The sequence below is a fragment of the Protofrankia sp. Cas8 genome, assembly GCF_963555845.1.
Lineage (GTDB): Bacteria > Actinomycetota > Actinomycetes > Frankiales > Frankiaceae > Protofrankia.
On record NZ_CAUVXI010000083.1, the window covers coordinates 1 to 12,205 of the forward strand.

A 12,205-nucleotide genomic window follows, 5' to 3' on the forward strand; every position below is an offset into this window, starting at 1 on the left:
GCCTTGCCCCGGCTCGTGGCCGCAACGTAGGTACCGGCAAGCCGGCCGTACTCTGCCACCTGGGGCGCGCCGTCCAGGGACGTCGAGATGAGCCCGGGCTGGATCGGGTCGGTGATGCTGTCCGCCAGGACGGGGATGTTCAGCGCCCTGGCCCTGGCAAGCTGCTTGCTCAGCAGCGCCACCGGGGTACCGGCGAAGACGACGGCATCAGGGTGCATGTCCAGCCCCTTGTCAAAGGCGGCCGCCGCGTCCTCGGCGCCCGTGCCCACGGGGATCACTTCGGCCCGCCACCCGAGCGCCCGCGCGCCATCGACAACGCCCTGGTTCTTCACGTGGCCCGTGCCGGTCGGGCTGTCCACTACGGCGATCATCTTGTCTGTGGGCGGCGTCCTTGACAGCGGTGCGTCGAGCAGGATGCCGCTGGGGTTGCGCAGCACCTTCGACACCTCGGCCTGGGCGGCCTGGGCCGCGATCAGCGCGTCACCGGACGTCCCGGTCTGGCCACCACTCCCCCCGTCAGACGCCCCTCCGCTGCATGCGGTCACAAGAAAGACCGCCGTCGCGGCGCCCGCGACCAACCGTAACCCGCTGTGCCTCCGGGTCCGACCTAACCGTGACCTGGTAAAAATTCGCGCAAGGTCCGCGAGCCCGCCACAATTATTGTTCAAGTAGAGAGAATTTCGTGTCTTCACGTTGTCCTTCAAGTGAACTGAATTGGGTATTCGGTGTCTTGTCATACTCGGGTGCGCCGTGACAGGGGCATGGCACGGCCATTGCCGTACCACGGAACCGCCTGCCTTGTCCCGCCGCGCCGGCAGCGTTCAACGGTGTTTCTTGAGATTGGCAGCGAAAAGGGCCACAGTAGCCACTCACCAGAAAAATCGGAAGAGCAGAGCAGCACTCGATGACAACCCAGCCAGACGCCGAACCACGGCGACCACGGGCAGCGGCCGGGCCGGTCGGACATCCCGGGAGGACCGGTGACCGGCCGACAACAAAGCGTGCCAACCCGCCTGGACGGGAAGACCCTAAGATCATCTCAATAGGCCTACCAGGATAGAAGGAGAGGTGCACCGATGCCACGTTCCATGTTCCGTGGCCGTCGCGGAATCGCGCTGGCCGGAGTCGCCGCGTTAGGTTTACTGGTCGGCTGCGGAGGATCAAGCAAGAACTCGGCTGCGGATGCCGCGAAACTGTGTGCCGACCCGGGCGTGAGTGCTGACACGCTCAAGTTCGGACTTGTCTACCCGGACACCGGGACAACGAACGCAACGCTGCTGCCGTTTCGTGCCGGCGTGGACGCCCGTATCGGGACGGAGAACGCACGCGGCGGGGTGAACGGCCGCCACCTGACATACGCCTGGGCCGACGACCAGAACCGGCCGGAGCAGAACCTTGTCGTGGTCCGCAACCTGGTGAACGAGGAACAGGATTTCGGGATTGTTCAGCTCGCCGCCAGTGACGACACCAGCAGCTGGCTGCAGAATCAGGGGATCCCGGCGGTTGCGGCGCTCAGCGCAGGTCAGGCGAGCTACGACAACGTCTTCACCGTGACCACCTATTTCCCGGAGACCACCTGGCCCAGGTTTGTCCGCGACCATGGTGGCACCAACGCGGCCGTGCTCGGCGTCCAGTTCGACCCGGTGTCGATACAGCAGAAAAATGCCGTTATCGAAAGCCTGGCCGCGTCCGGCATCAATGTCGTCTATGCCCACGACGTCTCCGGGCCCAACGATAATTTCGCTGCCATCGGGCGGGAGATTAAAAGACTGAAGGCCGACACTCTGATCATCAGTTCCGCGCCGGAGGTGTACGCGTCCGTTCTTGACGCGGCCGGGCAGGCCGGCGTACCGCTCAAAGTACGGATCGGGACGCGCGGCTACGACCCCAACCAGCTCAACCGATGGGGTTCCAAACTCGCCGGCGGTATCATCGCCGTCAACTCTGCGCCCTTTGAGCTCAACCTCCCGGCACACCGAGCCTTTCTACAGGGGATGATCGAGTACGCTCCGCAGATACAGCCGCCGAACCAGCAGATGGCGCTCGACGGATGGATAGCGGCCGACATGTTCATCCAAGGCGTACAGGCAGCCGGCAGCTGCCCGACCCGGCACGGCTTCATCACCGGACTCAACAAGGTCAACCAGTACACCGCCGGCGGCCTGCTGGCACCAGTCGACCTCACCAGTGCGGTCCGCCAGAACCCCTGTAACTACTTCGTCCAGGTCAGCCCGGACGGCGCTCACTTCAACGTGCTGTCAACAGCACCCCTGTGCGGCAACTCGTCCTGACCGGGCACACGCCACCCGGCCCGAATCCCCACCTGGCCGGCACCTGGCCGGCACCGCCCCTGGCACCCCAGGTCCGAGGCGGGCACCGTCCGGAGCCCCTGCCGGACGCGCCACGGAGCTCAGCCGTGGGCGAGCGCCGACACCGAGGCCGCGGTGTCCTCGCTCAGTTCCCACTCGGCGGCGGCGACATTGGCGAGAAGCTGCGCGGGTGAGGTCACACCGGCGATGACAGACGCCACCGCCGGTTGCGCGATCAGCCAGGCGATCGACAGTTCCAGGAGGCTGTGCCCGTCCTGGCCGGCCAGCTTCTCGAAGGCATCGAGACGATCGTGCGTGCGGTCGGAAAGGATTTTCCCGACCACATCAGGGGCTACATGGTCCCCGAGGCGGGTACCTTCGGGCGGAGCCTGCCCCCGGCGGTACTTGCCGGTGAGAACGCCGGACGCGAGCGGGAAGAACGGAAGGAACGCCATACCATGGGCACTCGCGGCCGGCACGGTGTCGGCGAGCGCCTCCGGCCGCAACAGGTTGAGCCGGTTCTGCACGCTGACGAACGGCCGCAGGCCGTGGTCCTTTGCGGCGCGCGCCGCCTCGTCGATCTGGGCCGTTCCCACGTTCGCGCAGCCGATCTCCCTGACCTTGCCCGCCTGGACGAGCACGTCCAGTGCGCCGAGGGTCTCCTCGATCGGAACGGTCGGGTCGGGGAAATGCAACTGGTAGAGGTCGATCCGGTCGGTACGCAGCCGCCGCAGGCTCGCCTCGACGGCTGCCGTGATCCAGCGGGGGCTCGCGCCGCCGTCACCGGGCGCCGCGCCGTAGGTCGACCCGAACTTCGTCGCGATCACTACCTTGTCACGACGTGCGGCCAGCAGACGTCCGAGCAGCTCCTCGGACGCGCCGGCACCGTACTCGTCAGCGGTGTCGAGGAAGGTCACGCCGTTGTCGACGGCCGTGTCGAGAATCGCTGCGGTCCGGGCCTCGTCGCAGGTGGTGCCGAGCTGGTTACAACCCAACCCGACGACGGATACCTCCAGGCTGCCGATTCTTCGGGTACGCATTCCCACTCCTTCGCAATCCGCTTATAAACACTTAGTGGTCGGCGCCGACCACTTAGAGCGACCGGCAATAGGGGACGCGGCGTCGCCGGGCAGCCGGGGTCGTTACCCGAGCCCGGCGCGGCGAACTGGCCCAGCTGATGGGCCGACAGCCACGCCCCAGGCGGCCAGCGCCTCGTCGAGGCTCGCCTCGACCGGGCCGGGCGGAGTGGACGCGGGTGTGCGGCTGAAACGTGGGGCGGGCGCCGGGCGCACCGCTCCCCCGCTGTCGGTGAAGGTCTCGCGGTAGGCGATGTGCGGATGCGAGGGCGCCTCGTCCATCGACAGCACCGGGGCGAAGCAGGCGTCGGTATGTTCCAGCAGCGCGCACCACTCGTCCCGGGTCCGTGTTCTGAACACCTCGGCGAGCCTGGCCTTCATCGGCCGCCAGCCGGCCTTGTCCCACTGCGTGGCCGGATCCACCGGGTCGAGGCCGACCAGCTCCAGCAACGTGCGGTAGAAGTTGTTCTCGATCGCGCCGACCGCGACATAACGGCCGTCCGCGGTCTCGTAGACGTTGTAGAAGGGCGCGCCGGTGTCCAGAACGTTGGTGCCCCGCGGGCCGTCCCACTGCCCGGCCGCGCGCATCTCATGCGTCATCATCATCAGCAGCGCGGCCCCGTCGACCATCGCCGCGTCGACGACCTGACCGAGGCCGGACGCCTTCGCCTCGAACAACGCGCACATCACGCCGAAAGCGAGCAGCATTCCGCCGCCGCCGAAGTCGCCGACCAGATTGAGCGGCGGGACCGGTGCCTGACCCTCCCGACCGATCGGGTCCAACGCGCCGGCGAGCGCAATGTAGTTGATGTCGTGGCCGGCGCTGCGGGCATAGGGGCCGTCCTGGCCCCAGCCGGTCATCCGCCCGTAGACGAGCCCGGGATTGCGAGCGAGGCAGACATCGGGGCCGACACCGAGCCGCTCGGCCACGCCTGGACGGTAACCCTCGATGAAGGCGTCCGCGGCGTCGGTGAGCGCGAGCACCGCGGCCACCCCGGCCGGATCCTTCAGGTCGACGGTCACCGTCCGCCGGCCGCGGGCGAGTAGCGCGGGCGCCAGCTCCACCCTGGTCTCGGGCGACCGATCCACCGAGAGGACGTCCGCCCCCATGTCGGCGAGCAGCATCGCCGCGAACGGTCCGGGCCCCTGACCGGCCAGCTCCACGACGCGTACCCCACGCAATGGTCCGCCGGATGTGGTCACCTGCTTCTCGACCATGGCACGCCCATCTTGTCTGCTTGTCTGGTTGTCTGCTTGTCAGTGCCGTCCACCAGAGGTGGCACGGTCACACTGTCAACCGTCACTTGTTGTAACAGATCACTTCTTGTAACGGGTCACGTGTTCACTTGTTACTGAAAACGGGGGCGCGCTTGGTGAGAAAGGCCGCCTCGGCCTCGCGGCAGTCCTCGGTCAGGCTGGCAAGGATCTGGGTGCGGTTCTCCACCTGCATGGCGGCGTCGAGACTCGGGGCGTCGATGTTGTTCCAGAGCACCTGCTTGGTCATCCGGACTCCGAACGGACTGTTGGCCACGATCGCCGAAGCGATCGACACCGCCTCGTCCACCACCGTGCCGTCGTCGACGACCCGCAGGACAAGACCGTTGTCCTTGGCCTCCGGCGCGTCGATGAGCCGGCCGGTCAGCATCATCTCGGCCGCCGCCGTCGGCCCGACGATCCGGGGCAGGAAGTAGCTGGTGCCCATGTCTGCACCCGACAGCCCGATCCGGACGAAGGCGACGTTGAAGCGGGCGGAGCGTGCGGCGAGGCGGATGTCCGCGGCCAGTGCGATGGCCAACCCCGCGCCGGAGGCCGGGCCGTTGACCGCGGCGATGACCGCCTGCGGCAGCTCGTGAACGGCCTTGATCAGTCGGGACGCGCGGGCCTGCCAGGCCATCCCGAACTGGATCCGCCCCAGATCGGAGGCGGCGGGGTCGGCGCCGAGGTCACGCAGGTCCTGGCCCGAGCAGAAGCCGCGGCCCGCACCGGTGATCACCAGAACTCGGGTCGAGGTGTCCCGGGAGAGGGCGTCGACGGTCTCCTCGATCTCGTCGTACATCTTCAGCGTGATCGCGTTGAGCCGATCCGGCCGGTTGAGGGTGAGGACTGCGACATGCGGAGCCACTTCCTCGATACTGATGGTTTCCAAGGCTGCACCACTCCTTCAGCCGGGGCGGCCCTGCCCCTGGTGACGACCTGCGCGCTCCGGCGACAACATGGGCGACAATGCGTCCATGTCAAACCGACGCGTCAAACTCGACGCGTCAGACCCGACGCCTCAGAACGGATGGGTGGGGATCGATGCGGCGGGATCGCGGCTGCCGACGCTACGCTCCAGCGCTCAGGTAGTGCAATGTGTTTGATGGTCTAACTCTAACGGGATAGCCTCCGATTCTGATCGACAACCAGTCGGATCGACAGAGATCAGATCGGCTCAGCCAGGCCGTGGCTACGTGCAGGGCGTGGCCAGGTGGACGAGGGGACGGGACACGTGAAGGTCGATGCGGGCGGGATCCTCAATCCGACCGGAGCGGCAGCCCTGGCGCAGGATGCCCAGGCCCGGGGCTACGACGGGCTCTGGCTCGGCGAGACCGCGCATGACCCCCTGATCGGCGTGGCCCTAGCCGCGGCGGGCACGGACCGCATCCAGGTCGGCACGAGCATCGCCGTTGCCTTCGCCCGCAGCCCGATGAACCTGGCGATGGCGGCGAACGACCTCCAGCTCGCCAGTGGCGGCCGGTTCCTGCTCGGGCTGGGGACGCAGATCAAACCCCACATCACCCGCCGTTTCAGCATGCCGTGGTCCAGACCGGCCGCCCGCATGCGCGAGCTCGTCCTGGCGATCCGGGCGATCTGGGACTGCTGGAACGACGGTGCGGAGCTGAACTTCCGCGGCGAGTTCTACACCCACACACTCATGACACCGTTCTTCAACCCCGGCCCGAACCCGCACGGACGCCCCCCGGTGCTCCTCGCGGGCGTCGGCGAGCTCATGACGAAGGTCGCGGGCGAGGTCGCCGACGGCTTTCTCTGCCATCCCTTCACCACCGAGCGTTTTCTGCGGGAGGTGACGCTCCCGGCGCTGACGACCGGACGTGAGTCCGCTGACGGAACGCTCGACGGCTTCACCATCGCCGGAGCACCCTTCGTCGTCACCGGCCACGACGAGCAGGCGCTGGCTGACGCAGCGCGCGGTACCCGCAAGCAGATAGCGTTCTACGCCTCGACGCCCGCCTACCGACCCGTCCTGGAGGTCCACGGCTGGGGCAGCCTCCAGGAGCAGCTCAACCTGCTGTCCAAGCGGGGAGCCTGGGACGAGATGGGCGACCTCATCGACGACGATGTCCTCAACGCCTTCGCGGTCGTGGGCGAGCCCGACGACATCGCGCCCGAGCTCCGCCGGCGCTACGGCGACGTCATGACACGGGTCACCCTCAACACTCCGTACACGTCCGACGAGAAGCTGTGGCCAGACATCGTGGCCGCCCTCCAGGTCTCCTGAACCTCGCAGCTCCCAGAAGGAAGCGGCCCATGCCACCTCTCGCGGTCATGTTCACCTTCTCGGTTCCACCGGAAAAGATCGACGATGCGATCGCAATACTGGCCGAAATCAGCGCGGCCATGACGATCGAGGAGCCCGCCGCCCTGATGCACGTCTCCCACCAGCGCGCCGACAAGCCGGGTTCGTTCGCCTTCTACGAGCTCTACCCGGACGAGGCTGCATTCAAGGCCCACGGCAGGGGTCCGATCATGAAAGCGGCCGGTAGCCGGCTGAACGCCCTGATGGAGCAGCCGGGCAAGGGTTTCATCCTCAATCCGGTGGCCGGCGTCGGCCTACCCACCTGAGCCCGGAGCCACTGGTCAAGTAGCGCCGCTCCGGTCCGCTCCGGTCCGGTCCCATCGGCAACCGCACCCACGGCGCGACGAGTGGAAGCCTGACGTCAGAAAGACCTGCATGTCAGGGCGACAATGTACGTCAACCTTCCACTCGTCCCACCGCGAACCGGCGACGCCTCGCGGGGCGGGAAACGATGCGTCCCACCCCCCACGATGGCGTCCCGACGAAATCGATCACCACCTATTCCTCCCCACGATTAACATGATCAAGAGGGAGATGGACGTGGTGGAGGTCGCCGACCGGACCGACCAACTCACCGAAGCCGGCCTGGTCAGGCCCGTCAGGCCCGGACACTGCCAGCCATCGGCCTGGGCGCGGTGGTGACGCGATCTGCCGACAGAGTTTTATACAAGCCTGCCTTGACAGGGTGATATAAAACTTGTTGTGACTCTGAGTCGTGAACAACTCCGCCACGAGGCGGACAGGGCGATCGACGGGGTGCTCGGGGGGTGCGAAGCGCGAGAGCTGGAGTCGCAGACGCTCGACTTCAAGGAGCTCAAGCGTCCCGCGGGCAACGACCGCGACCCGCTGAAGGCGGCGGCTGCCGATCTCGCCGAAGCTGCGGCCTGTCTGGCCAACAGCCGGGGAGGAACGATCATCGTTGGCGTGCGCGACGAGCGGGCCGGGCCTACGGCCCTCGTGGGCGTGCCCGCCGACCTCGATACCGACGATCTTCGTCATCGCATATGGCAACACACGTCGCCACCATTGGTAGTTGATATTGAAAGTCGCATAACGCAAGGCACACGCCTGCTACTCATCACCGTGGAAACAGCCTTCGACCTGATTCGGGCTGGTGGGAAACTCCGCGAACGGATTGGCACATCCTGCGAGCCGATGACTTCTGGCCGGGAAGCTGCCATCCGCGATGAGCGTCGCGGATACGACTGGTCCGCCGAGCCCACACACCTGCGGATCGACGACGTCTCCCCGCGAGCGGTCGAGGAGGCGCGCCGTGGGCTCACCGAGGCAGGAGACTCGCAGAGCCGCCGACGTGCCGAGCTGAGCGTCCCAGACCTTCTACGTGAATGCGCAGTTCTGGACCCTGACGGACATCTCACGCGGGGCGGCGCCCTGATGTTCAGTAACGTGCACCCTTTCGCCGCCGATCCGACGATCCAGTACCTGCGTCGGCGGACTCCGGCTGGTCCCCTTGCTCGTCCGCCAGCAGTCCATCGGACTCCTCTGATAGTTGCCCTGGCCGACCTTCTTCGGGATATTGAGGCGATCAACGAGACCACGTCTGTCACACTTCCCTCCGGAGTCCAACAACAACTCGAAACAATTCCCGGCCCGGCCGCGCGCGAAGCCGTGGTCAACGCACTTGCACACCGCGATTACCGGCATCCTGAGCCGGTGGTCGTCGAGCACAGCCCCAGCCGGCTTGTTGTGACATCACCCGGGGAGTTGGTGTTCGGAGTAACCGAGGAAAACCTGCTCACGCATGTGTCCAAGCCACGAAACCGCTGCCTGGTCGAGGCGTTGCGGGTGCTCCGCCTGGCGGAAAGAGCCGGAACCGGTGTCGATGTGATGGTGCGGGTCATGATCCGCGCGGGACATGTACCCCCGGTCTTTACCAGCGGAGGCGGAAACGTCCGGGTCGTCCTCGACGGTGGTGCTCCGGTCACCCGCCTTGCGGTCATGATTGCAAGCCTGCCTGTTGACGTGCAGGACGATACCGACGCAATTCTGATCGTTCATTTCCTTCGGTCCCATGCGACGGTCGATGCGGTTAAGATCGCTCCTGTGCTCCAGAAGAGCGTTGAGGAGGCATCCGAGGCTCTCCGACGGCTCTCCGACGACGCATACGAACTGCTGGAGCCTATTCGAGAGACACGCCGTTACCGGCTGCCCGCGTATCGCTTCCGCGAACGTGTCCGTGCAGAGTTGGGCACGCTGCTGCCCTACCATCGCAACGACTCCGACGAGGTCGAACGCCGTATCGTCGCGCACCTCGGCGAATATGGAACAATCTCCAACCAGACCGTCCAGAACCTGTTCCTGGTAGGCGTCCAGCGGGCAAGCGTGCTCCTGCGCTCGCTTGCGGAAAAGGACGTGATCCAACGGACCGCGGACTCGCCGACCCGCGGACCGACCGTCAGGTACGAAGCCGGGCCGGCGTTTCCACGGCCCGGCAGCCGCAGCCGCCGCCGATAAGACGTGATCAGACCGAAGGTGCAGGGCTCGCCCCAGCTCATGTGGGGCCTCCGGGCGCGCAAAACGAACCATGATCGCGCACTCTTTTGCCTATGTGCATCATCGGCGACAGGACGGCTGAGAATCAGGGTGCGGCCGGGGTGTCGTCGGCCGTGAGGGCCGCCTGCGCGGCCTCGTGGCGCTGCACCCGGGTGGCGAGGGAGTCGATAAGACTCGTTCCGCGATCTACTAGATCGCTTCCGGGGGTTGGGCGGCCGCATATGCGGTATCGACCATTTCAGTGAAATAATCTTCTCCATAATCGCCTTGGGTGATTTCGACGCGGGTAGCTCGAGACTTCGTCCAAAAGGCATACATGTCGGGGCTCTTCATTAAGTAGGCCAGAGCGCCCCGCAATTCGCCTTCTTCAATCGTCGACGCTTCGTATGCCACCTTTTGGAGATTCAAGATCAGGTTGCAGTAATGATCTTTGCGCGTCTCAGGAACGCCCGGAGCGAGCGGCGGCCATACTTCAGCCAGCTCCCCATCATCAAGTGCCATTTTCATGAGGTCGACATGAAGAGCGCGGAGCGCAATCTCGCTGCTCCGTCGCTGCTCATCGAGAGCTATCGCCAGCTCCTCGCCTTGATTATGTAGATCTCTTCGTTGCAGCAACAGCGTCAATATGATCGCAAAGAGCGCCAGGCCGGAATACAGGACGCCGACCGGCGCCACTGCCTGGCCGATCAATGACCATCGGTTAAGCGTGTTCTGGTCAACCGCCAGAAGGATGAGAGTCGGCACGATGGTCGTCGCGATGATCAAAAGTCCACCAGCGGCGGACATAACCACAATCGACACCATGTGTCGACGACCGCTGGCAGCCACAGGCCTTTCGCGCCCTCTCTGACATCTGTGTTGAGCGAGGAGGAGGCTGCTGACGTCGGCCAACTGCCCGTGCGTCACGGTAGTAGCCGGGGCCGCCATGCGCGGCCTGTCTGGCACGGTCGTCAAGCGCACTTTCCGCGCGTTGGCTGGATTACCAGAGGTCGGACAAGCTGCCCGTCACACTGAGCTAGCACCAGTGACTCTAGATGACCATCCAGGTCACCGGTCTTCCCCGTCGATCCACGCGATGGCCCACATCTGGTGCTCGTAGCTCCCTTGCGTGAGATGAGCGCTACAGATACGATCATCGCTTGTGATGCCGATACCAACGAGGTGAGTAATGAAGTCGGTCAAAGCCGTCAGAAGACTCGGAAGAGCGGGCGACGAAGGTACGACCGGAGCAAGTGGCTCCCCAGATGTCGTCGAGCTGGACGATGGGGATTTTGCGGTTGTCGGCTGGGATATTACGGACAGCATTGACCTCTCGCTACTTCCCGGGGTGCACTGTGCAGCAGGGGAACGTACCGTCCGAGTCGACCGTGAGGTCCTACTGAGGGCGAAGCGTGACATACCGGATGAATAATGAGATCCAGCCACCCGCATGGGCCCTGGCCGGCGCCACGAGGCTAAATTTGGAAGAATTCGGCAAGGAGTTCATCAGGTACTGGCGGGACGTCCGCTCCAGGGTTTTGAAATTCGAATGCTGGCAGACTTACCAAGAACCCGACACCAGGTCTCTGCACGAGTACCAACACGGTAATTTCGACGTAGTCCAGTCCCTTCTCGAAGGCGAAGCAGAGTTTGATCGAGAAGTTTATGAAGATGTAAAGAAGAAGAGCATACAATTCATTCGAGTCAGACTTGTAAAACTTCCACTCTCAGAGTACCTGATGTTCGAGATATGGAATTATGTGGTTCGTTCCCGCCTCGGTGAAAGCATCGAAATAGTCGATCTCTCCGATGACGGCAGACCGCTTCCAAATCACTCCTATTTTGATTTCCTGCTCTTCGATGCGACTGCGGCGTTAGTTCACGACTACGGAACCGATGGTTTGCAAGTCGGCGGATGGTTGACCACCTCGTCCGACGCATTGAAGCGGCTAAAGGCGATGGGCGAACGGGTTCGACTAGAGTCGATACCGCTGGATGACTTCACCGCAAAACAGAGCATCGAAATTCCACCTCGAGGCTGAGCTGCCCGCAGACCGGAACGTCGGGTGGGGGGGCGGCAGGGCCAGGGACAGGGACAGGACGGCTGAGAATCAGGGTGCGGCCGGGGTGTCGTCAGCCGCGAGGGCAGCCCGCGCGGTCTCGTGGCGCTGCGCCCGGGTGGCGAGGGAGTCGGCGATGGCCGCGAACTCTGCGAGCGCGGCCTGAAGGTCCTCGACGATCTCCCGGGCGATCACCTCGGGCGGCAGCAGACTGTCTGCGTCGTCAAGGCTCGGATCCTTCAGCCAGGTGATGTCGAGATTGGCCTTGTCCCGAGCGACCAGCCCGTCATAGCTGAACGGGCGGAACCGCTCGGTCTCCACCCGGTCCGCACCAGGTTCACCCGGCCGGTAACATCCGACGAAATCATCAAGATGATCGCGGCGCAGCGGGTTCTGCTTGAGGGTGAAATGCTCTCCGGTCCGGAAGTCGTACACCCACAGCTTGGACGTCCACGGCGCCCCCGGCCGCGCCTCCCGCTTGTCGAAGAACAGCACGTTCGCCTTCACCCCACCGGCGTAGAAGATGCCGGTGGGCAGCCGCAGCAGTGTGTGGACGTCGAACTGGGTCAGCAGCCGCCGGCGTACGGTCTCCCCGGCGCCGCCCTCGAACAACACGTTGTCGGGGACGACGACCGCCGCCCGCCCATTCATACCCAGCGCGGTCGCGATGTGCTGGACGAAGTTGAGCTG

At 65.0% G+C, this 12,205-nt stretch carries 11 protein-coding genes; 5 read left to right on the forward strand and 6 right to left on the reverse strand.

Going from position 1 to position 12,205, the window contains the following annotated elements:
• Positions 1-545: hypothetical protein (locus U9977_RS13700; protein ID WP_322749634.1), on the reverse strand; the 545-nt coding region annotated here is incomplete at its 3' end.
• A gap of 531 nt (positions 546-1,076) precedes the next feature.
• Between U9977_RS13700 and U9977_RS13705 the strand changes: the two genes are divergently transcribed.
• Complete coding sequence (locus tag U9977_RS13705; protein WP_322749635.1) at positions 1,077-2,291, forward strand: ABC transporter substrate-binding protein; 1,215 nt, start codon at positions 1,077-1,079, stop codon at positions 2,289-2,291.
• Positions 2,292-2,410: 119 nt separating this feature from the next.
• Here the strand turns inward: U9977_RS13705 and U9977_RS13710 are convergent, their stop codons facing one another.
• The 3 genes from U9977_RS13710 to U9977_RS13720 form a co-directional block, all read right to left on the reverse strand.
• Positions 2,411-3,349, reverse strand: a complete 939-nt coding sequence (locus tag U9977_RS13710; protein WP_322749636.1) for an aldo/keto reductase — start codon at positions 3,347-3,349, stop codon at positions 2,411-2,413.
• Positions 3,350-3,451: 102 nt separating this feature from the next.
• Complete coding sequence (locus U9977_RS13715) at positions 3,452-4,603, reverse strand: CaiB/BaiF CoA-transferase family protein (RefSeq protein WP_322749637.1); 1,152 nt, start codon at positions 4,601-4,603, stop codon at positions 3,452-3,454.
• 124 nt (positions 4,604-4,727) lie between these two features.
• Positions 4,728-5,531 carry an enoyl-CoA hydratase/isomerase family protein gene (locus U9977_RS13720; protein WP_322749638.1) on the reverse strand — a complete coding sequence of 268 codons (804 nt, stop codon included), beginning with the start codon at positions 5,529-5,531 and terminating at the stop codon, positions 4,728-4,730.
• A gap of 342 nt (positions 5,532-5,873) precedes the next feature.
• Between U9977_RS13720 and U9977_RS13725 the strand changes: the two genes are divergently transcribed.
• From U9977_RS13725 to U9977_RS13735, 3 genes are all read left to right on the forward strand, one after another.
• Positions 5,874-6,884, forward strand: coding sequence for an LLM class F420-dependent oxidoreductase (locus tag U9977_RS13725; protein ID WP_416210600.1), 1,011 nt, complete (start codon positions 5,874-5,876; stop codon positions 6,882-6,884).
• 29 nt (positions 6,885-6,913) lie between these two features.
• Complete coding sequence (locus U9977_RS13730; RefSeq protein WP_322749640.1) at positions 6,914-7,228, forward strand: putative quinol monooxygenase; 315 nt, start codon at positions 6,914-6,916, stop codon at positions 7,226-7,228.
• 436 nt (positions 7,229-7,664) lie between these two features.
• Positions 7,665-9,437, forward strand: a complete 1,773-nt coding sequence (locus U9977_RS13735) for an ATP-binding protein (protein WP_322749641.1) — start codon at positions 7,665-7,667, stop codon at positions 9,435-9,437.
• A gap of 228 nt (positions 9,438-9,665) precedes the next feature.
• On the opposite strand, the gene U9977_RS13740 is transcribed toward U9977_RS13735, so the two are convergent.
• Complete coding sequence (locus U9977_RS13740) at positions 9,666-10,280, reverse strand: DUF6082 family protein (RefSeq protein ID WP_322749642.1); 615 nt, start codon at positions 10,278-10,280, stop codon at positions 9,666-9,668.
• Between the two features lie 599 nt (positions 10,281-10,879).
• Here U9977_RS13740 and U9977_RS13745 point away from each other — a divergent pair.
• A complete protein-coding gene (locus tag U9977_RS13745; RefSeq protein ID WP_322749643.1) occupies positions 10,880-11,497 on the forward strand; it encodes a DUF6879 family protein in 618 nt (205 codons plus the stop codon).
• 69 nt (positions 11,498-11,566) lie between these two features.
• On the opposite strand, the gene U9977_RS13750 is transcribed toward U9977_RS13745, so the two are convergent.
• Positions 11,567-12,205, reverse strand: a 639-nt coding sequence (locus U9977_RS13750; RefSeq protein WP_322749644.1) for an HsdM family class I SAM-dependent methyltransferase, incomplete at its 5' end; no start/stop codon positions are given.